Origin of the sequence: Acinetobacter sp. D009 (assembly GCF_038562025.1) — a bacterium.
GTDB lineage: Bacteria > Pseudomonadota > Gammaproteobacteria > Pseudomonadales > Moraxellaceae > Acinetobacter > Acinetobacter pittii.
This window is the reverse complement of record NZ_CP151886.1, coordinates 2,173,919-2,195,487: the sequence shown is the minus strand read 5'-3', so window position 1 is coordinate 2,195,487 and position 21,569 is coordinate 2,173,919. Positions and strand designations below refer to the sequence as shown.

Here is a 21,569-nt window from a genome sequence, read left to right as displayed (position 1 = left end):
GTAGTTGAGTTTCAGTGCTGACAAATTTGATTAGATGCTTCATCTAATGCAGCTTTCAGTTTTTCCGAGAAGAGTTTGACCTCTTCGTTATTCAGCGGTTTTCCATCTTTTTTGGTGACAAAGAAAATATCTTCGGCACGTTCACCTAAAGTTGCGATTCGCGCTGAATGGATGTCTAAACCTTGCATCATAAATAAACCACCCACACGTGCAAGTAGGCCGGGGTGATCGAGTGTTGAAATTTCGACCATATTTTGCTGTAAGGCTTCATTTAATGTTACATCGACTGTATTTTCAATATCGAAGTGACGTAATTGACGTGGAATACGACGTTGCATGAGTCCCGGATATTGGTCTGGTTGACTAAGGGCTTTCACTAATGCATTTTTAACAGTTTCTTCACGTTCTGGGTCGGTAAGCAATGTCCCGAAACGATCCAGTACCACATAAGTGTCTAAGCTAAATGCTGTACTTGCCGTGATAATTTTTGCGTCCTGAACGTCTAAGTTCATTCGGTCTAAAACGGCAACGGTGGTGGCAAATAGGTTAGGTTGATCGCGCGTATAAATAAAGATTTGCACCGCATCTTGAGCTGCTTTACGGTGAGCACGCAAGAGGACTAATGGCTCTGGATTATCACCATGTTTTAAAATTGCTTGTGTATGCCACGCAATTTCATCCGCCGATTCTTTAATGAAGTATTCATCACCTAGTTCTTGCCATACTTTTTCGACATCTGCCAATGCGAAGTTATTTACCAGCAATTCACTTGCTGCAAACTTGGTGTCTTCAATCAGCATTTGGTAGTCAACAGGACGGCCTAAACCTGTACGGATTACATCACGAGCATGCGTATAAAGCTGACGCATGAGAGAAGCGCGCCATGTGTTCCATAGTTTTGGATTTGTCGCGTTAATATCGGCAACCGTTAAGGTATATAGATAATCAAGATGCTCCATATCGCCCAGTTTTTCTGCAAAATCTTTCACGACATCAGGATCAGAAATATCTTTTTTCTGAGCGGTCAAGGACATGAGCAAATGGTTTTGAATAAGCCATGCAATTAATTTACATTCACGCTCTGTAAAGCCATGTGCACGGCCAAACTCAATTGCGTCTTCTGCGCCAAGTTCGCTATGATCGCCACCGCGTCCTTTTGCGATGTCATGGAATAAAGCAGCAATAAAGACAATATCTTGACGGGCAAGACGTTGGAAAACTGAACTTACTACAGGGAATTCTTTGGCAAATTCTGGTTCTCTAAAACGATTTAAATTACGCAGCAATAATAATGTGTGAGCATCGACCGTATAGATATGGAACAAGTCATATTGCATAAGGCCCATAATTTGGCCAAAAGCAGGAATATAGTTTCCTAAAACACCATATCGTTTCATCGCAACCAAGGTATCGTATAAACGATATGGTGAGCGAATAATCGACATAAACAGTGCTTGATGCTCTGGATTATCGCGATAACTTTGGTTGATTCGTTTCGCCGCAAGAATAAGTAAGCGTAAAGTACGAGCGCGAATGCCTTCAATATCTGGTCGATTGGCTAAAATATAGAACAGCTCTAAAATTGCGCTTGGATGTTCTGCGAATATTTTATGATGCTGTACGGCAAGTTTATTATCAACAATTTTAAAGTGATCGTTAACAACTTCAATTTTGCGTTCATAGTTGGGCAGTCGAGGAGTAATCACTGACTCGCTAAAATACGCAAGCAACATTTCATTGAGTGTTGAAACTTGCTGCGCCGTACGGTAGTAGCGTTTCATGAATTGCTCAACACCATAATTTACAGGTTGGCCTTCTTGACGAACATAACCAAATTTAGCGGCAATTTCCCTTTGATGGTCAAAGAGTAAACGGTTTTCATCACGTTTAGCTAAACGGTGTAAATGATGTCGAATTTCCCAAAGAAAACTTTCAGCTTCTTCTAAAACTGCTAATTCAAACTCTGAAATGAAACCTAAATGCACTAAGTCGTAAATACGGTTTACGCGGAAGTGGCGTTTGGCAATCCAGCCAATTTGGTTAATGTCACGGATACCGCCCGGTGCATTTTTAATGTCGGGTTCTAAATTACTTTCAGTATTGTTGTGTTGGTGATAACGCTTGGCTTGCTCTGCCATTTTTGCGTCATAAAATGTTTTATCTGTCCATGTCTGTGAAACAATACGGCGAGGCCATTTCGCAAGCTGACTATTACCCGTAATTAATCGCGCTTCAATTAAAGTTGTTGCAACGGTTAAATCTGTAGCAGCCTGTTCAACACAGCTTTGAATCGTGCGAACACTAATGCCGGGTTTGAAATTCCCCACGTCCCATAAAGAAGAAATAAATGTAGAGATACGTTTTTCGTTTTCTTCGTTAATTTCATGCTCCGATAGGATCATGATATCGACATCGGAATAGGGCAACATTTCACGGCGCCCATAACCGCCTACAGCAAAAAGGCCCAGTTCTGTCTGATCGAGTTCAGCATGTTTCCATAAAAAGATCAGTGCTTCATCTACTAAATCTGAACGGGCTTTAATGATTTCACGAATAGATTGCCCATTTTCATATGAATCTTGCAACTGCTTTTCTACATCCGTTCGCCACTGATTAATGGCTTTAATATCATGATGACTTGAGACATAGTTCAACAATGGCGATATATTGATCATGAAAATGGGTCTACCAATAAGTAAAAATTAAGAGTTTGTTTGAACGCTTACTTGATCAGCGGTTTCTTTCGCTAAAGTACGAGCAAGATCAGTATTTTCAGCACGAGCGGTTGCTACACCCATACGACGACGTTTGAAACCTTCTGGTTTGCCAAACAGGCGTAAATCGGTGTCTGGGTGTGTTAAAGCTACATTGAGATTACTATAACTTAAATTGCTGGCATCAACTCCAGCATAAATTACTGCACTTGCTGCAACACTGTGGCGTGCTGTGTTTACAGGTAAACCTAAAATTGCACGTGCATGCAGTTCAAATTCACTTTGAAACTGAGATGCTAAAGTTACGAGTCCTGTATCGTGTGGGCGAGGTGAGACTTCACTAAACCAAACCTTGTCGCCTTTAATAAACAGTTCTACACCAAAAATACCACAGCCACCAAGTGCAGTTGTCACTTTATTTGCAATACGTTTTGCTTCTTCGAGTGCCGCCGCCGTCATTGGTTGAGGTTGCCAGCTTTCTACATAATCCCCGGCATCTTGGCGGTGACCAATTGGGTCACAGTAATGAGTTTCGATTTCACCAGTTTCAGGGTTTTTAGCGCGAACGGTAAGTAATGTAATTTCAAAATCAAAATCAATTTGAGATTCAATAATAACCGTGCCTTGGTTAACACGGCCACCTTGCATCGCATATTCCCAAGCTGCATCGACTTCATCGAAACTTTTTACACGAGACTGACCTTTACCTGAAGATGACATGACCGGTTTTACAAAGTTTGGATAACCAATGTCATCGCAAGCGGCGCGGAAGCTTTCGAGCGTATCAGCAAAACGATAAGCAGAAGTAGGTAGGCCAAGTTCTTCAGCCGCAAGACGGCGGATGCCTTCACGGTTCATTGTGAGGTTTACAGCTTTAGCAGAAGGGATGACAGTTGCTGTTTTGCTCGCTTCAATTTCAAGTAAAACTTCTGTCGCAATTGCTTCAATTTCTGGAACAATTAAATTTGGTTTAATTTTCTCGATGAGTTGTTTTAATTGGGCAGGATCTGCCATGTTTAATACATAAGAAAAATGTGCAACTTGCATTGCTGGTGCGTGATCATAACGGTCGGCTGCATGTACTTCTACACCAAGGCGTTGTAAGGAAATTACAACTTCTTTGCCAAGCTCTCCTGAACCTAACAATAAAACTTTAAATGCAGAAGATTGAAGTGGGGTACCGAGTGTTACGCTCATGCGAATCATCCTGACAAAATTATTTTTTTAAGCATAGCAGAACTTATGGTGGAGTTAAGCCTTATCATGCATAAAAAAGTAATTTTGTCGGACAATTAAAAAAGTGGTTTTTAGATATTAACCTGATAGTTTAAAAGCAATTCATCCGCATTTTTACCACGGATGCCCCAATTTTCTTTAGGTGTTTCAAAAATAGTAATTTCAATGTCTTGTGGAGAAATTCTACATTGTTCTTGAATATTACGAAATAAGGTTTGGATAAGCTGCTTTTTAGTGGCTGCACTGCGGCCTGCAAACATTGAAAGTTCAATAATAATGTAATGCTGGCTTCTGTCAGAAGGGTAAATGAAATTTCCTGGTTTAAGGCTAATAAAACGTTGAAACTTCTTCTCAACAGGATATTTCAGTTCTTCAATAAGCGCCTGATGGATTGCATGAGAAAGTAATTCTCGGTACTGCATAATGGTTTGTTCATTTGCATAAATTTTAACTTGTGACATTTTTATCTCTATTAAGTAGCTAAGGTTATCTTTTTAATCAATTCAAATTCAAAAATTAGATTTTTCAGGCCTGAAGTTTCAATCTTAAACACTTCTGGCCAGATTTTATTTTATATAAGGAAGATAAGTTTATCTATTTATAAAGGTAAATAAGTATAGATCAGACCATAAACAATTGCGGCAGTTAAAGTTGCTGGTACGATTTTCTTAAATTTAAAATAAAGACCTGCTAAAACTAAAAAACCGATAAGCATTGCGAAACTCTTATTGGGAGTTTCAAGGAGAGGTGGAAGGGTAGCAACTACAAGCATGGCACTAATTGCAGATATTCCAATACTTCCCAAAGCAATTTTTATCCAGATTGAGCCGCGTCTTTGCTGCGAACCCTGTAATTTTTGTATTACAAAAAAAGGTCCAAAGCGTGAAGCAAAATTGGCTATACCTACAATAATGCCGACCAGAATAATTTCTAGGTTCATATTAAGCCTCAACCTCATCATGCTGTTTCAGCACATAATGTTTAAATAGACCAGCTAAAATGCCTGAAAAAATACCAATAAAGATAGCCGCTGATAAGTTAATCCAATAACATGCCAAAGCTGAAACCACTAATGATACAGCAACGACAAGGCTATGCTTTCGTTCAAATGCAGCTAATAAAAAACTTAAAAATAAAGCAGGTAATAAGAAGTCTAAAGCTGCTTGTAAAAACTTTGGTAAATGAGCAACTTGATCGGCAAATAATCCACCTAACAAAGAGCCACTTGCCCAAGCCATCCAACTAAATAGACTTAGGCCAAGCATCCAAGACTCGGACCATTGTTGTTTGCGCTGTGAAAGTTGGATCATTCCACTGGCAAAAACTTCATCCGTTAAGCCCCAAGCCCATACTGCCGTTTTCTTAAGATTTAATTTGTTTGGAATCAGGTTGTATAGAGCAGGTCCATAAAGGACATGGCGAATATCAAGGGCAATAACTGTTAATGCTGTTAGCCAAATGGATGAACCGCTAGCCAAAAGCGCGACAACCAAAAATTGGCTAGCGCCGGCATACATTGAACAAGATAGAAAAAAAGCTTCCCATGGTGTAAAACCAAACTGGGATGCAGAAACGCCAAAGGCAAAAGAAACGGGTAAATAGGTGAGTACGATAGCTTGGCTATCTTTGGCGCCTTGCCAAAAAGTTGCTGTTTGGGCAGGCATCAATTGTTGTTCGGACACAATACACCTTGGCAATAAACCAAATGATAAAAATACTTGAAAGATTGAGTATTGTAGCCGAATTTAATAGCATAGTGCCGAAATGTTTAATCGGCAGTTTGATATGTTCAAGGCAAAGATTCGTTTAGTTTATATCGCCATGATGAGTGCAGGTATTTTTACATTGCAGGGCTGTGATAATGGTAATCAAGGTGCAGAAAAAAAAGTAGAAATTAAGCCAGCACCGAAACTAACCAATGATGCAACTGTTTATGCTCAAAAAGCATGGACATTAATTAACACGGTTGAGCATTTAGTTTATGAAAAACAACTCAGCCAAATTGATGACAAAGTTCGTAAACCTTTACGTCAATTGAGTACAGACTGGCGCATTAATGTAAAAATGACGGATTCAGTGACAGAAGGGAAATATGCACTCTGCCGTAAGGCCCTGACAAGTTTAGATATATGGGCACGCGAAACGCTAGAAAACAATAGTTCAGCTGCCCAAAAACAAGCGGACTATGAGCGAGATAAGGCTCAATGTAAGGATGCGATCGATACACCAAATCTTGGAAATACTTCGCCAAAATAAAACTAATGAATCTAAAAAAGCGAGATGATCAATCTCGCTTTTTTTGCTTTTAAACAATAATGAGTGAATGTGAATTACGGTTTTGTGGCAGCTTTAGCGGTGTTAGCAGTTTTCACAGCATCTTGTTTCATTTGATGAGTCATTTGCTGTGATTCATGTTGAGCATGTGTCGCGCTGGTCATAGCATCATGTTTTTGAGTGCTTAAGTCTTTTTTAACATCCTGTTTAGTTTTAGTTACCTCTTTCTTGGCTTTTTGAGCGGTAGCTTTTCCATGTACCGCTACACATTTTCCACCTTTGTGATTTGGTCCTGTACCGCCTTGTAGTTGAGTCCCTTTTGGACATGCAAATGCCGAAACACTTAACATAGCCAATACGCCTGCTGTAAGAATTGTTGATAATTTTTTCATGTTAATCAGCGCCTTGTTAAATATTATTGCTCAGCTTGAGTGTAGGGTGAAAATATCTGCTTTAACACATTTATTTTGTGTAAATAGAGTTTGAACTATGTTTTGATTTGCAGTGTTATCTAATTTTTTAATTTAATTTTAAGTTTTTATTATTTAGCCGCTTTTAAAAAATTAGCATTGTGCTTTAGCAACTACTTTCAATTTCTCAATATCTAGAATCTCAATTTTTCTAAAAGCAATTTTAATGATTTTCTGTTTTTCGAGCAGGCTCAGTTCATGATTGATCGTCTGTCTAGATGTGGTCAGCATATTTGCCAATTGTTCTTGAGAAATATGAATTTGACGATCTTGAATAAGAATATGATTCCCATATCCTTCTAAAATGAATAGAAGACGCTGAGCCAGCCTTTGAGAAATACTACATGTTTGGATAGCAATCTGTTCTAAGAAAACATACCTGAGTTTTTGGCTCGTTAAACGTGCAAAATAGTACCAATAATATGGATTTTCCTTGAGTAGATCATTTAATGGTTTTGCAGGAATATGTAGAACTGTACTTTTTTTCAATGCAATCGCATCGTGTGAGCGCGGTTCATGATCAATCAATGATATTTCACCAAACCACATGATTGGCTCAGCAATAGCAGAAAGAGCTTCATTACCATTTACATCGACATAACCCAAGCTAATCGAGCCTTCAAGTACGGTATAAATGCCATCAAATAGATCTTGAGCATGGAAAACATAGCTATTTTTCTCAAAGGTGATTTGTTTGCCATGTTCTAAAATAAAATTTTGGAATGTTTCCGGAAGCACGCTAAACCATGTGTTTTCTTTTAGTCGATTAATATAAATTAGGTCCAATATTCGGTCATCCATGAAAAAATTCATTACTTTGTCAAATAGCTGACAACTTTACGTTTTCCTTATATGTACAGTATGACTATATGTAAGTGAATAGGGAATAACTCATGTCAAATCTGGAGCAAGAGCTTAGCAAATATGCGGCTTACCACTTAAATCATAAAAATATTTTGACGCACTTTATCGGTATTCCGCTCATCGTGTTTTCAATTTTGTGTTTAACCGCAAGAGCTGGAGTCGATATTGGTAGTTTTAAACTGACTTTAGCCATAGTTCTGATTGCAGCTAGTACGATCTATTATTTTATTTTAGATAAAATATTTGGCTTACTCATGCTCGTTCTTTTAGCTGCTGTGTATCCACTGGCCAGCCAAATTGCTCAATTGTCTTTAGGAGAATGGTTAGCAGCGAGTATTGGTTTCTTTGTGGTGGGTTGGGTCTTTCAGTTTGTGGGACATTATTTTGAAAAGAAAAAACCGGCTTTTGTTGATGATGTGATTGGACTTGCGATAGGGCCGTTATTTGTATTGGCAGAATTTATATTTATGCTAGGTTTTAGAAAGCCTTTGCATGCACGTATTTTACAAGAGGCGCGCAGTAAACGAGAGGCGATGGATGTTAATCATTAAATGTAAAAAAGCCCCAACATATTGGGGCTTTTTTAGCTTTAACTTATACGTTAAAACGGAAGTGCATTACATCGCCATCTTGAACAACGTAAGTTTTACCTTCTAAACGCCATTTACCAGCTTCTTTAGCGCCGTTTTCACCGTTGTATTGTACAAAGTCATCGTATGCAACAACTTCAGCACGGATAAAGCCTTTTTCGAAGTCAGTATGAATCACACCAGCTGCTTGAGGAGCGGTTGCGCCAACTTTTACTGTCCATGCACGAACTTCTTGTACACCAGCAGTGAAATAAGTCTGTAAACCTAAAAGCGCATAACCTGCACGAATAACCACATTTAAGCCTGGTTCTTCCATGCCCATTGCTTCTAAAAACTCAGCACGATCTTCATCTTCTAATAATGAAATTTCAGCTTCGATTTGATTGCAAAGAGGAACAACAATTGCATTTTCTTCAGCCGCAAGTTTTTTAACTGCTTCTAAGTGCGGGTTGTTTTCAAAACCATCTTCTGCAACGTTTGCAATATACATAGTTGGTTTTAAAGTCATTAAACCAAAGCCACGCACTAATTTGCGTTCGTCATCAGATAAATCAGCTGCACGCGCTGGTTTACCTTCGTCAAGTAATGGTTGGATTTTTTCTAAAACTGCTTTAGTTGCTACAGCTTCTTTGTCACCACCTTTAGCAACTTTAGTTAAGCGTAAAATTGCTTTAGCAACAGTTTCAAGATCGGCAAGCGCAAGTTCAGTATTGATGGTTGCGATATCGTCTAACGGATCAATTTTACCATTTACGTGAATCACGTTTTCGTCTTCGAAACAACGTACAACGTGTGCAATTGCATCAGTTTCACGAATGTTAGCAAGGAATTGGTTACCTAAGCCTTCACCTTTTGATGCACCAGCAACAAGACCTGCAATGTCCACAAATTCCATTGTAGTTGGCAAAATACGCTGTGGTTTAACAATCGCAGCAAGTTTGTCTAAACGTGGATCTGGTACAGGAACAATACCTGTGTTTGGTTCAATGGTACAGAAAGGGAAGTTTTCCGCTGCAATCGCTGCTTTCGTTAATGCATTGAAAAGGGTAGATTTCCCTACGTTTGGCAGACCAACAATACCGCAATTAAAACCCATGAAAACCACTCACAAATGTGTAAATTAAAAATTGTCGCTGATTTTACATGAAAGCCATGACAAAGTCATGGCTAGAGCAGGGTTGTATTGCGTTTAAACTTTACGTTTATCAAGTTGCTGGGCTAATGCATCGCCAGCCGCTTGTACTAACATGACTAAAACAATGAGCACTAAAATGACAGCCACCATAATTTGCATATCAAAACGTTGATAGCCATAACGATAAGCAATGTCTCCTAGACCACCTGCACCAATAGCACCAGCAATCGCAGAGGAGTTAATCATAGTCACAATAGTCACGGTAAAACCTGCCACAATACCCGGCAAAGCCTCTGGTAAAAGCACATGCCAGATAATTTGTTTACGGTTACAACCCATGGCTTGTGCAGCTTCAATTAAGCCTTGGTCGACTTCACGTAAACTGACTTCTGCAATACGAGCAAAAAAGGGAATTGCCGCAATCGTCAATGGAACAACCGCTGCCCAAACGCCATAACTTGTACCTACAATCCAGCGAGTAAGCGGAATAAGCGCAACCATTAAAATAAGAAAGGGAACAGAACGAGTAATATTAATGACCCAACCTAAAGCCTGATTAATCTTTTGTGACGGATGAATGCCGTGCTCAGAAGTGCTAACTAAAACAACAGCAATCGGTAAGCCAATTAAAAAAGCAATAAACGCAGATGCACCTACCATGAGTAAGGTGTCTACAGTTCCAGTAATTAATAAATCAATGAGCTGGTCGTGCATAGCCAAGTACCTCAAATTGTGCAATTGCAGTTAATGCGTCTTGTCGTAGAGATGAAAGATCAATTTCTACGTTAGGAATACCGACTAAAAGTGAGCCAATAATGTGCCCTTGAATGGTATCGACCTGACTTTGATATAAATTGACAGGTGCTTTAAATCTGGCAAGTAATTCTTGAATATCGGGAACCTGATGTGCTTCAGCCTCATATTTCAGTTTTACAATAATATGAGTCGAATCTTCATCGGGTAGAGGACTGATTTTAAAAGGCAGGGTAATTTGCTCAAGGTTTAACAATTCTTGAGTAATTTGTTGTTCTGGTCGTGAAAATACAGACCAAACTTGTCCAGCCTCTACTATCTCACCTTGATCAATCACCACCACTTGATCACAAATTTCTCGAATGACCTGCATTTCGTGAGTGATGAGTACAATAGTAAGACCCAGCTCCTGATTAATCTTTTTAAGTAAAGCCAAAATAGTGGCGGTACTTTCAGGGTCAAGTGCCGAGGTGGCTTCATCGCAAAGTAAAATTTCTGGATGGTGAACAAGTGCACGTGCAATACCGACACGTTGCTTTTGTCCGCCTGAAAGTTGCGATGGGTAGTAGCCAGACTTATCTGCAAGACCTACGAGTGCCAAAACTTCATTTACACGTTGGTCGATATCTGCTTTGTTGTAATTGGAAACTTTTAAAGGCAATGCCACATTTTCCCAGACTGTTTTTGCAGACATTAAATTGAAATGTTGAAAAATCATTCCAATTCTTTGGCGAGTTTGAATAAGCTCGGCATGACTCAATTCAGCAATGTTTTGTTGATGAATATGAATACTGCCTGTATTAACTTGTTCTAAGCCATTTAAAGTGCGGAGTAGGGAAGATTTTCCCGCACCACTTTTACCAATAATGCCTAAAATCTTACCTTGAGGAATATCAAGGTTAATCTCTTTTAAAGCATGCAGTTTTTGACCTTGCGATTGGTAAAACTTATTTAAACCGCGAATTTTGATATGGGGTAGAGAAAAATCAACTTGCGATCCAAAACTCACCATCATCATTCTCCTTATTTCCAGCCTTGAAACCACATACCTTGGCCAAAGTCTTTATCCAGAATGTCTTGTGCTTGTTTTGAGTTCTGGAATGCTTTAACAAAGGTTGCAAGTTTTTGGTTTTTATCTTGGTAATCGCGACGGGTCACAAACAAAATTGCATATTTTTTATCGATTGGATCTAAAAATAATGCGCTATGTGGATCGGTTACCTTTGCCATTTTTAAGTAGTGAGGGAAGCCGAAAATTAAATCGACATCGTTATATGCATGTGCTGTTTGAGGGCCTTCAACCTGAACAAAGCTTAGCTGTTTGGGATTAGCAATAATGTCTTGAGTGGTTGAAAGTTCATTATTAACGTCTTTAAGCTGAATTAAACCTGCACGGTGCAATAAAATTAAAGCACGGGCTAAATTGACCGGATCGTTTGGAATAGCTACACGTGCTTTTGAAGGTAATTCTTCAAGTGATTTATATTTTTTTGAATATAAACCGACATGACTTCCTGAACCCACACCAAATGCATGTAGGTCATAGCCCGTTTCTTTAACAGCATTACGTAGAAATACGCTTTGCTGGAAAAAGTTCGCATCAATATCGCCGTTTTGTACGGCAACATTTGGTGCTCGCCAATCAGAAAATTCAACGAGTTTGACATGAACGCCTTGCTTTTCTACTTCATTGGCTACGCTTTGTAATAGCTCAGCATAAGGTGGGCTAATGCCAATCGTTAAAACATCATTGGCTTGTTTATTTTTAATATAACGGTAACCGACGAGGCCAAGAACTACGATTAAAATCGTAATTCCGAGTAACCAAGGCTTATGTTGTTTAAACTGAATCGCCATAATTTTTCCGTTATTACTTCCAACCAGGGAACCAAAGTGTTGGCCCAATCTCAGCATCTAACACAGCTTTAACTTTTGGCGAGTTTTGATAGATCTCAACAAATTTCTTTAATTTGTCGCCCTTATCTTGATAGTCATCACGCACTACAAACAAAATTGCATAACGTTTATTGGTATTGTCATCAAGTAAAAGTGCACTTTCAGGGTCAGCTGTTTTTGCTAAGCGTAGGTAATGTGGATAGCCAAAAGCCAAGTCAACATCATCAATTGCACGAGCAGTCTGTGGCCCTTCAACCTCTACGAATTGCAAATTTTTAGGGTTTGAAACTACATCTTTTAGTGCAGATAAATGATTATTTAAATCTTTAAGCGTTATTAATTTAGCTTGCTGTAAAAGTAGCAGGGCACGACCTTGATTGACTGGATCATTTGGAATGACTACACGTGCGTTTTGTGGCAATTCATCAAGGCTTTTATATTTCTTTGAATAAAGTCCCACATGTGATGCTGCACCCACTGCAAATGCCTTTAATTTAAAGCCTGTTTCTTTAATTGCATTGTCTAAGAAAGGTTGGTGCTGGAAAAAGTTCGCATCAATATCCCCGTGATTTAAAGTAATGTTTGGTGTATTCCAGTCAGAAAATTCGACCAGTTTTACATTTAAACCCTGTTTCTTTGCTTCATCGGCAGCAGCTTGTAAAGTTTTTGCAAATGGTGGGCTAATACCAATCACAAGTTCATTTGAGCCACTTTGGCGATGTTTATTCCAAAAGAATAAAGCAACAATAAGGACTACAACGACTAAGCCTACGCCTAGCCAATTTTTTGAGGCTGTTTGAGCCATGTCTATCTCCAAATTTAAGCGGTTATTTCTTCAATTGTTGTTAGGTTTTTGCTGTTGTTATAGGGACTACATCGGAACGCTTGAACAGGGTGTTGTTTTGGTAATTGATCACCCCGATTAAAAATTTTGTTCCGTAGTGAACCCGCTTTATATGCAGTTTTATAGCGACCACGTTGTTGTAGCTCAGGAATGACCAAGCGAATAAAGTCGTGGTGAGACTCAGGTGCAACAGTACGTGTCAAATTAAAGCCATCAATATCAGTCTCATCTAAAAGATGAATTAAATATTCAGCAACTTCTTCGCCACTGCCCACAATGAGGGGATAACGGCCACCGAAAACATGCTGAGCTTTTAAGTCATTTTTCGTGATTTGCTGTTCTTTAAATTTTTCGGTAATCGAAACAATACTGTTACTTTTTTGGTAAGGAATCGCTTCATCGTCGGCAAATTTACTTAAGTCGATGCCAGTTGAACTCGCATAATGCGCTAAGCCTGCTTCAGGGCTCGCATACTGACGATATTCATTAAGTTTTTGTACAGCCAGATCATGTGTTTCGGCAACAACAACGGTGATGCCAACGAAGACTTTAATGTCATCCGCTGAACGGCCTTGCTGTTCTGCAAGAGCACGAATCTTTTTCACTTGTTCGCGTATTTTTTCAGGTTTGTCGCCTCCAATAAATACACATTCAGCATGACGAGTCGCAAACTGCATACCTTTGGGTGAAGCACCTGCTTGAAAGAGTGTTGGGGTGCGTTGCACAGAAGGAGACACCTGAAAAACACCTTCACTTTGGTAATATTTTCCGTGGTGGTGAATGGTGTGAACTTTAGATGGATCTGTAAAAACACGCTGTACTTTATCTTTTTTAACTGCGTCGTTTTCCCATGAACCTTCCCAATATTTATAGCAAAGCTCTAAAAATTCTTCGGCTTGTTCATAGCGAGCATCGTGGTCTTTTAAACCTTTTTGACCAATTAAGCGTTCCGCACTATCTAGATAACCTGTCACGATATTCCAGCCAATACGACCTTGAGTTAAATGGTCGAGACTCGCAAAGCGGCGGGCAAATTGATAAGGATGCTCATAGCTTAAGTTCACAGTGACTCCAAAACTTAAGTTTTGAGTGACTGCTGCCATAGCTGAAATGAGTGTAGATGGGTCATGGCTCGGAAGCTGAATGGACTCTTTTAAAGTCAGATCAATACCGTTTTGATAGACGTCATAGACACCTGTAATGTCTGCAATAAACAAACCATCAAATAAACCACTTTCTAGAGTTTTTGCTTGTTCTGTCCAATAGCTCAGTTCATTAAAGCGGTGTGATTCATCACGTGGATGTGTCCATAAGCCATGATTGATATGTCCAACACAGTTCATATCAAAAGCATTTAGTAAAATCTCTTTCGCTTTGAAATCTGCCATTACAATGTCCCCCGACGAGGTGGAAGCACACCGTTAAGAACGTAGTTCCCAATAAAGTAATATTTCCATCTTGCGGCATCATGTAAGGTATGTACTCGCGCATTACGCCAGAAACGATCTAGGCCATCTTGAGACTGACTACCACGGCTACCAGCAAGTTCAATCAGCTTAGACGATGCTTTTAGGGCGATATCTGTACTATGAGCACGCACTTTAGCCACATCAATTGAAGCTTTAGCAATACTTTCAGGTGTGGTCTCAATTTTTGCGGCATCGATTGATTGCGCAGCTTGTTTTAATAACACTTCGCTTGCCCGTACATCGACAGCAATGCGTCCTAGCTCATAAATCGTTAAAGGATCTTGATTGGCTGTTTCTACATTTGAATCAATCCATGGTCGAGCTTGATGTACTCTTTGCAAACTTTCTTCAAAGGCTGCACGTGCAATGCCTACTTCAATCGATGCATGCATAATTTGGGCAAAAGGACCCACTAAGGTTGGTTGCAAAAATGCAGTATCAAAAGGAATAACATCATCTGCATCGACAAAAACCTGATCAAACTTGACCGTGCCGCTGCTTGTCGTTTTCTGTCCAAAGCCAGACCAGTCATCAACAAGTTTTAATCCTTGTGAACCACTTTTTACAAAGGCTAGATACTCTCGACCCGCATCGTCTAAAACTAAGGTTGGAATACGGTGAGCAAATAAACTTCCTGTGCAGTAAAACTTTTCACCCTGAATGAGATATCCATTTTCGTGAGGACGGATATTGGTTTGTTTATGGGTTGAAGTTTTAGTTTTAAACTCGGCAAGTGCATTACCAAAGCGAGTGCCATTTAATACTTCGCTATATAAGCGTTGCTTTTGAGCTTCTGTGCCTGTATTACGCAATATTTCTAAAGCATAAAAATGGTTTTGTGGAATTTGTCCGATTGAACCATCGGCACCGCTTAAAATCGCAATCACTTTAGCAACTGTATGGCTTGAAACTTCGGCACCGCCATATTGCTTTGGCACTGTAATTGCCCAAAGACCAGATTGGCTCAAAGCATCGATTTCGGTATACGGTAAAATTCGTTGAGCGTCTCGCTCAACTGCGGTTTTTTTAAATTGCTCAGCAAACTCTTTGGCAACTTCTAATGCTTCAGCATCATTTTGAATAATATGTGCTTGACCAGATGCCGATGTTTGTTTGGTTTGAACCGATTGATATGAAGTCATGACAATTTCTCCTTAAATCCAAGCATGGCGGGCAGGGAAATGACCATTAAGGTAATAATTGCCAATGGCATGTAATTTCCAGCGAACAGGGTCGTGTAAGGTATGTACACGGGCATTTCGCCAATGTTGATCTAAATTATGTTGGCTTAAGCTTGAACGGCTACCGCCCAGCTCTAGTAGTTTTTCAGAAATTTGTAGGGCAGCATCATTGGCATAGACTTTCGCTTCGGCAACCAGGATCGAAGCTTTTGCTACCTGTTCATCAGTCACAGTTTCAAGTTGGTCAAGTTCATCTAAATATTCAGCAGCTTCATCAAGCAGTAAAATTGCAGCATCGAGCAAAATATTTAACTTACCTACCTCTTGCAGGGTGTAATGTTCAAAGCTAGCTTTTTCAACATTTGCATCAATAATTGGACGTGCTTTGTGTATGGTTGATAAAGTATCTTCAAAAGCAGCTTCAGCAATACCTACATCAATTGCTACTTGTAATAACTGCGAATAGGCACCCCGATAGGTTGGGGTTTGGGTCAATAATCGCTCATCAAAAATAAGTTCAGGTTTAACTTCAACTTGATTTAATTTAACTGTACCGCTCGCTGTAGTACGTTGACCAAACCCATTCCAGTCATTAATGACTTCAATGCCTTGAGCATCTCGGTTAACAATGACTAAAACCACATGACCTTCAGGATGAATTGCTTTAATCGCGAGCCAATGCGCAAAGCTCGTACCTGTAGAATAAAACTTTTCGCCGTTTAAAATATATTTGCCGTTCTCAACAGTAAGAGTGGTTTTTAAGGTTTTTGAATCATGGGTATTACGTTCTGGCCCACCGTTGGCAAGACGTTTACCTGCTAATATTTCTGAAAAGATAAATTGTTTTTGTTGTTCTGTGCCCATGATTTCGATCAGGTTTAACAGGCTAATCTGATTTTGAGGAATCTGACCAACATTCGCATCACCTTTACTCAAAATACGGAAAACTTGAGCCAAAGTTTTATTGGAAATAAAAGCGCCGCCATATTTTTTCGCAATGCGAATACCGCCTAAGCCTTTTTGGCTAAAGCTTTCGATTTGCTCATGCGGTAATAAGCGTTGTTGATCACGTGCATTACGACCCTCTAAAGCATAATCAGCCACTTGATAAGCAGCATTAATCGCTTGTTGATCATTTTGAATGATTTGGACGTATGCCGTCGTTTTAGATAGAGAATTAGACATAATGACACCTTGTATTGCTGTCATTACCTTACAAAAGAAATATTTTTCCACTAAACGAGGACTTATGCTCAGCTTATGAAATAAAGTGCAAAGCATTTTTTTTGATTTTTAATGTAGAAATAGAGATATTAAAAGTATTTATAAATCAATGAATTATTGTTTTTATGTGAAAAATTGATAATAAAATTAGTTTTAATATGAAAAAGAGCAATAAGTACGGTAAAAAAAGATATAAAAAAAATAGACTTAAGTGTCAGTGAAAAATGAGCACAATATACATTGTTTTAACTAAAAATAGCTTCTAAAGTATCTACTTACCGACGACCATTTTTGTACAAATAGTCAAATAAAAATAAACGTGGAGATTTTATGCGGGTTTTGTATCAGTTTCCTTTGTCCCATTATTGTGAAAAAGCTCGCTGGTTGTTAGACCATAAAGAACTTGATTATGTGGCTCATAACTTAATTCCAGGCTTTCATCGTGCTTTTGCACAACTCAAAACAGGCCAAAATTTACTGCCTATTTTGAAAGATGATCATCAATGGATCGCTGAATCGACTAAAATTGCACTTTATCTGGATGATACTTATCCGGAGCATTCACTGTTACGTCGTGATGAACAATTAAGACAGCAAACATTAAAAATAGATAGCTTGGCTGATGAGCTGGGTATTCATGTCCGTCGTTGGGCTCTAGCTCACACGTTGGCGCATGGAGACCATGCTTTAGAAATTATGATGGGTGAACAAGGCTATTTACGTCAGTTTGAAAAAATATCGAAGCCATTCCTCAAAACACTGGTAAAGAAGAACTATAAACTTGAAGAAGAGCTAGTCAACCAGTCAAAAGAACGTATGGATGAACTCATAAATGAACTAAATAACTGCTTAATCGAAAATCAGGCACGTTATATGGTAGGTGATCGCTTAAGTCTTGCTGATATTTCTGTATGTTCTATGCTTGCTCCTTTATTAGAAATAAAGGGCACGCCATGGGAGCGGGAAGAAGCTGAAGGTGTTTCGGAAGAATGGAATAACTATCAGCAAAATTTACTCGATTTACCTCTAGGTCAGTATGTTTTAAGAATATATCAAACTGAGCGTAATGCGCGAGTAGATTGGCGCGGAATTTAAAATTATAAAATGCCCTGAGAAAATCGGGGCTTATTTTTATCTTTGCTAGTTATTTTATTAATGTAGATATTACTATCAATTTTCTAAATGATTTTTATTAAGCCATTTGTTTATATTATTTTGATGCCAAAATTACTTTTTACAATATAAATTCCATTTTATCTAAATGACTAATAACTTTAATTTTTATGATTTTTTGGAAAATACAATTTTTCTAAATACTATTTTTAGTCAAAGTTAAGCCACTTTATTGTGCATGTGTTTACAATGTAATCAATAATTGCCACATTTAAGTGTAAATAGATGAGCTTAATAATAGACAGAAGATTAAAACATAGATTAAAGTAGAAACATGTGAGCAGTTTTAAAGGTATTAATTCTGCAAAACAGATTGAATAGAATAAGTGAAGCAAATGGATGGGTCCGACTTGGAAAAGTTGGCTCGATAATTGCAATTTAATAAAAAATCACTCTATTGCTCTATATGAATGATTCTATAGATAAATAGAGAGAATGATCATCAAGGAGTTCTTATGAAACGTTCTGCAACCTCTCTCATTATTTCAACAGTTATGCTTTGTACGGTTGGCGCTACTTCTCAAATTCAAGCAGCAGATACATTAGCTAAAATTAAAAGTACCGGAAAAATCGTAATTGGTCATCGAGAATCCTCAGATCCAATTTCATATGTTGTTGCAGGTAAACCAGTAGGTTATGCAGTCGATATCTGTAACCAGTTTGCAAATGACATTAAAAAAGAATTGAAAATGCCTAGCTTAAAAGTTGAGTACAAGGCAGTAACTTCATCAACACGTATTCCTGAGCTTTTGGCAGGCAATATCGATATGGAATGTGGTACCACTACAAACTCTAAACAACGTCAGCAACAAGTTGGTTTCTCAACTAACTACTATGCAACAGAAGTGCGCATGGCTGTTAAAGCAAACTCTGGCATTAAGAGTTTGGCGGACTTAAATGGTAAAGCAGTTGTTACTACTCAAGGAACTACATCTGACAAATACATCAAGATGAATGAAAAAGGTCAGGCAGTTAATGTTCAAAATATTTATGGTAAAGATCATGCTGACTCTTTTGCCATGATGGCATCTGGCCGTGCTGCTGCCTTTGTAATGGATGATAATATTTTAGCAGGCTTGATTGCGAAGTCTTCTACACCTAAAGCTTTCGCAATTGTAGGTCCGGTACTTTCATCTGAACCTTATGGAATTATGCTTGCTAAAGATGATCCAAAATTTAAAGCGGTTGCAGACCGTACTGTAAATAACTTGTGGAAAACTGGTAAAATGGACGCTTTATATAAGAAGTGGTTCTTATCTCCAATTCCACCAAAAAACACGAATTTGAACATGCAACAAAGTTCATCTTATAAGAAATTAAAAGCTAACCCAACAGATGCAGGAATCTAACTGGATCTTTTTGTCCTAAATTTACTTGTGTAAGTGTAAAGATTCATTTGCACAAGTGGTCTATTTTCTAAAGATATTAATTTAAGGGGCAAACATGTCAGTCGGCTCGCTAAACTGGACTATATTCTGTGCGGAGTCTAATGAATATGGTGTCGATAAAGCCGCATGGGCAGAATCAGTTTGTAAAGCTATTGGTAGCTCAAGCTACAATGCTTATGCTGAGGCACCCACATGGTTACAAATGTTAGGTTCAGGCGTGTTCACTATGGTTTGGACAGCTATTATAGCCTTTCTTATCGCATTTTTATTAGGTTCTCTCCTAGGGGTAATTCGTACATTACCCAACAAACCTCTCGCATTTATCGGCAATTGTTACGTTGAAATTTTCCGTAATATTCCACTTATTGTGCAACTATTCTTCTGGGCTTTTGTTTTTCCCGAGTTTTTACCGGACAGCTTAAGTGCAGGTAGTGGGGATGTAGTTGCTGGCGGTTGGTGGAAAAATATTTTAAATCAGCAACCTGCGGTTATTGGTGTTTTTGCATTAGGTCTCTACACGGCTGCCCGTGTATCTGAGCACATACGTGCCGGAATTAATACCGTTTCTCGTGGACAGAAGTTCGCAGCTTCCGCTATGGGTTTTACTACTGCACAAAGCTATCGTTATGTCATTTTACCGGTTGCATATCGTACCGTATGGCCAACGATTACATCTGAAGCAATGAACGTTTTTAAAAACTCAGCTGTTTTATATGCGTTGAGTGTGTTGAACTTCTTTGCTTACACGAAAACCATGCGTGAAGAAACTTCTCAGGACATTATCATTCTTATTCTCTCTACACCTGTTTATTTGATTATCACTTATAGCATTAAGTTTGTGATGGCATGGATTGAGAAACGAATGGCTGTACCTGGCTTAGGTTCAGGAGGGAAGTAATCATGGATTTTTCTTTATTACAAAACCCTGATGTGATCGCGGCACTCAAAGAAGGTTTCATTTTTACGCTTACCGTAACGGTATTAGCAATGATGGGCGGTATCCTAATTGGAACCCCATTGGCAATGATGCGTTTATCTAGTAATGCCATCGCAAGTAATTTTGCAAAATTTTATGTTGATCTGTTTCGTGGTATTCCACTGATTCAGGTGATCTTTATCTTCTATTTTTTGTTGCCGAAAGTATTTGAGTTTCAATCTGATACTTATTGGGGACCGTTGTTTTCGAGTGTTGTAACTTTTGCCATTTTTGAAGCAGCTTTTTTCTCGGAAATTGTACGTTCTGGAATTCAGTCTATTTCAAAAGGTCAGGTACATGCAGGCTATGCGCTAGGTTTTACCTACGGTCAATCAATGCGCTACGTGGTATTACCTCAAGCCTTCCGTAATATGCTCCCAGTATTGTTAACTCAAACAATCATTCTATTTCAGGACATCTCTTTAGTTTATGTGATTAGTGCACCAGACTTTTTAGGCCGTGCAGATACATTGGCTAATACTTATGGACCTGAAACAAAAGCAACATTCTATTTAATCGTCGCTGTAGTGTATTTCTGTAGCTCGTTTGTGCTGTCGCATTTAGTCAAACGCTTACAGCAAAAAATTGCCATCATTCGCTAATTGGAGATTTTAAATGCCAATGATAGACATCCAACATATCTCTAAATGGTATGGTGATTTTCAGGTTTTAACAGATTGCACGACGAGTATTGAAAAAGGTGATGTCGTTGTTGTTTGCGGACCATCTGGTTCAGGAAAATCAACACTCATCAAAACAGTAAATGCTTTGGAACCATTTCAACAAGGTGACATTATTGTTGATGGAATTTCGCTTAAAGATCCAAAAACAGATCTTGCTAAATTCCGTTCACGAGTGGGGATGGTCTTTCAACACTTTGAACTTTTTCCGCACATGACTGTTTTGGAAAATTTGACAATTGCTCAAGTTAAAGTGTTAAAGCGTTCAGTTGCAGATGCTCGTGCAAAAGGTTTGAAATATTTAGAGCGTGTAGGCTTACTTGCTCATAAAGATAAATTTCCGGGGCAGTTGTCGGGTGGTCAGCAGCAACGTGTAGCGATTGCACGTGGCTTGTCTATGGACCCAATCTGTATGTTGTTTGATGAACCAACTTCTGCACTTGATCCTGAAATGGTCGGTGAGGTTCTTGAAGTTATGGTACAGCTCGCACATGAAGGCATGACCATGATGTGTGTTACGCATGAAATGGGCTTTGCTAAAAGAGTATCTAACCGTTTAATTTTTATGGATGAAGGTAAAATTTTAGAAGATTGCCCAACCCATGAGTTCTTTGATAATTTAGAAGCTCGTCATGAGCGTGCTAAACTTTTCTTAGAAAAAATTCAGGCGATGCACTAATAACCCTAATAAAAAAAGAGCCA

The 21,569-nt window shown here is 38.7% G+C and carries 22 protein-coding genes; 7 read left to right on the top strand and 15 right to left on the bottom strand.

Annotated features, from left to right (window positions below; translation table 11 throughout):
• Positions 1-11: 11 nt before the first annotated feature.
• The 5 genes from glnD to AAC388_RS10425 all read right to left on the bottom strand — a co-directional run bounded on the left by glnD (position 12) and on the right by AAC388_RS10425 (position 5,614).
• Positions 12-2,675 (bottom strand): [protein-PII] uridylyltransferase, encoded by a 2,664-nt coding sequence (glnD, locus tag AAC388_RS10445; protein WP_000608324.1) that lies wholly within the window; start codon positions 2,673-2,675, stop codon positions 12-14.
• 27 nt (positions 2,676-2,702) lie between these two features.
• Positions 2,703-3,920 (bottom strand): formate-dependent phosphoribosylglycinamide formyltransferase, encoded by a 1,218-nt coding sequence (gene purT, locus AAC388_RS10440; protein WP_079381102.1) that lies wholly within the window; start codon positions 3,918-3,920, stop codon positions 2,703-2,705.
• A gap of 101 nt (positions 3,921-4,021) precedes the next feature.
• Positions 4,022-4,411: a tautomerase family protein gene (locus AAC388_RS10435; protein ID WP_032052204.1), complete on the bottom strand. Its 390-nt coding sequence runs from the start codon at positions 4,409-4,411 to the stop codon at positions 4,022-4,024.
• A 137-nt stretch (positions 4,412-4,548) separates the two neighbouring features.
• Complete coding sequence (gene ygaH, locus AAC388_RS10430; RefSeq protein WP_002133404.1) at positions 4,549-4,890, bottom strand: L-valine transporter subunit YgaH; 342 nt, start codon at positions 4,888-4,890, stop codon at positions 4,549-4,551.
• Between the two features lies 1 nt (position 4,891).
• Entirely contained in the window at positions 4,892-5,614 is a 723-nt protein-coding gene (locus AAC388_RS10425) for an AzlC family ABC transporter permease (protein ID WP_001111398.1), read from the bottom strand.
• Between the two features lie 121 nt (positions 5,615-5,735).
• Here AAC388_RS10425 and AAC388_RS10420 point away from each other — a divergent pair, with 121 nt between their 5' ends.
• Complete coding sequence (locus AAC388_RS10420) at positions 5,736-6,206, top strand: hypothetical protein (protein ID WP_282463081.1); 471 nt, start codon at positions 5,736-5,738, stop codon at positions 6,204-6,206.
• Between the two features lie 74 nt (positions 6,207-6,280).
• Here the strand turns inward: AAC388_RS10420 and AAC388_RS10415 are convergent, their stop codons facing one another.
• Together AAC388_RS10415 and AAC388_RS10410 are read right to left on the bottom strand one after the other, a co-directional pair.
• A complete protein-coding gene (locus AAC388_RS10415) occupies positions 6,281-6,616 on the bottom strand; it encodes a hypothetical protein (protein WP_005076398.1) in 336 nt (111 codons plus the stop codon).
• 171 nt (positions 6,617-6,787) lie between these two features.
• Positions 6,788-7,495 (bottom strand): Crp/Fnr family transcriptional regulator, encoded by a 708-nt coding sequence (locus tag AAC388_RS10410; RefSeq protein WP_342371573.1) that lies wholly within the window; start codon positions 7,493-7,495, stop codon positions 6,788-6,790.
• A gap of 92 nt (positions 7,496-7,587) precedes the next feature.
• On the opposite strand from AAC388_RS10410, the gene AAC388_RS10405 reads away from it, so the two are divergent.
• Positions 7,588-8,109 carry an Mpo1-like protein gene (locus AAC388_RS10405; RefSeq protein ID WP_342370557.1) on the top strand — a complete coding sequence of 174 codons (522 nt, stop codon included), beginning with the start codon at positions 7,588-7,590 and terminating at the stop codon, positions 8,107-8,109.
• 43 nt (positions 8,110-8,152) lie between these two features.
• Here the strand turns inward: AAC388_RS10405 and ychF are convergent, their stop codons facing one another.
• The 8 genes from ychF to AAC388_RS10365 all read right to left on the bottom strand — a co-directional run bounded on the left by ychF (position 8,153) and on the right by AAC388_RS10365 (position 16,635).
• Positions 8,153-9,244 carry a redox-regulated ATPase YchF gene (ychF, locus tag AAC388_RS10400; protein ID WP_002050104.1) on the bottom strand — a complete coding sequence of 364 codons (1,092 nt, stop codon included), beginning with the start codon at positions 9,242-9,244 and terminating at the stop codon, positions 8,153-8,155.
• Between the two features lie 93 nt (positions 9,245-9,337).
• Positions 9,338-9,997: a methionine ABC transporter permease gene (locus AAC388_RS10395; RefSeq protein ID WP_002114258.1), complete on the bottom strand. Its 660-nt coding sequence runs from the start codon at positions 9,995-9,997 to the stop codon at positions 9,338-9,340.
• Positions 9,978-11,054: an ATP-binding cassette domain-containing protein gene (locus AAC388_RS10390; protein ID WP_342370556.1), complete on the bottom strand. Its 1,077-nt coding sequence runs from the start codon at positions 11,052-11,054 to the stop codon at positions 9,978-9,980. Before AAC388_RS10390 ends, AAC388_RS10395 begins: the two co-directional genes overlap by 20 nt.
• A 5-nt stretch (positions 11,055-11,059) precedes the next feature.
• Positions 11,060-11,893, bottom strand: a complete 834-nt coding sequence (locus tag AAC388_RS10385) for a MetQ/NlpA family ABC transporter substrate-binding protein (protein WP_342370555.1) — start codon at positions 11,891-11,893, stop codon at positions 11,060-11,062.
• Between the two features lie 13 nt (positions 11,894-11,906).
• Complete coding sequence (locus tag AAC388_RS10380; RefSeq protein WP_342370554.1) at positions 11,907-12,737, bottom strand: MetQ/NlpA family ABC transporter substrate-binding protein; 831 nt, start codon at positions 12,735-12,737, stop codon at positions 11,907-11,909.
• 14 nt (positions 12,738-12,751) lie between these two features.
• A complete protein-coding gene (locus AAC388_RS10375; protein ID WP_342370553.1) occupies positions 12,752-14,164 on the bottom strand; it encodes an LLM class flavin-dependent oxidoreductase in 1,413 nt (470 codons plus the stop codon).
• A complete protein-coding gene (locus tag AAC388_RS10370) occupies positions 14,164-15,387 on the bottom strand; it encodes an SfnB family sulfur acquisition oxidoreductase (protein ID WP_342370552.1) in 1,224 nt (407 codons plus the stop codon). The genes AAC388_RS10375 and AAC388_RS10370 overlap by 1 nt, the downstream gene beginning before the upstream one ends.
• 12 nt (positions 15,388-15,399) lie before the next feature.
• On the bottom strand, positions 15,400-16,635 hold the full coding sequence (locus AAC388_RS10365; protein WP_342370551.1) for an SfnB family sulfur acquisition oxidoreductase: 1,236 nt from the start codon (positions 16,633-16,635) through the stop codon (positions 15,400-15,402).
• A 345-nt stretch (positions 16,636-16,980) separates the two neighbouring features.
• On the opposite strand from AAC388_RS10365, the gene AAC388_RS10360 reads away from it, so the two are divergent.
• From AAC388_RS10360 to AAC388_RS10340, 5 genes are all read left to right on the top strand, one after another.
• Positions 16,981-17,745 carry a glutathione S-transferase family protein gene (locus AAC388_RS10360; protein ID WP_005076380.1) on the top strand — a complete coding sequence of 255 codons (765 nt, stop codon included), beginning with the start codon at positions 16,981-16,983 and terminating at the stop codon, positions 17,743-17,745.
• A gap of 533 nt (positions 17,746-18,278) precedes the next feature.
• Positions 18,279-19,172: an amino acid ABC transporter substrate-binding protein gene (locus AAC388_RS10355; protein ID WP_002114541.1), complete on the top strand. Its 894-nt coding sequence runs from the start codon at positions 18,279-18,281 to the stop codon at positions 19,170-19,172.
• Between the two features lie 94 nt (positions 19,173-19,266).
• Complete coding sequence (locus tag AAC388_RS10350) at positions 19,267-20,109, top strand: amino acid ABC transporter permease (protein ID WP_002114400.1); 843 nt, start codon at positions 19,267-19,269, stop codon at positions 20,107-20,109.
• Between the two features lie 2 nt (positions 20,110-20,111).
• Positions 20,112-20,789, top strand: a complete 678-nt coding sequence (locus tag AAC388_RS10345; RefSeq protein ID WP_002114551.1) for an amino acid ABC transporter permease — start codon at positions 20,112-20,114, stop codon at positions 20,787-20,789.
• A 13-nt stretch (positions 20,790-20,802) separates the two neighbouring features.
• The gene (locus AAC388_RS10340; RefSeq protein WP_002114298.1) at positions 20,803-21,546 is read left to right on the top strand and encodes an amino acid ABC transporter ATP-binding protein; all 744 of its coding nucleotides are present in this window, start codon (positions 20,803-20,805) and stop codon (positions 21,544-21,546) included.
• The last annotated feature ends 23 nt before the right edge of the window (positions 21,547-21,569 follow it).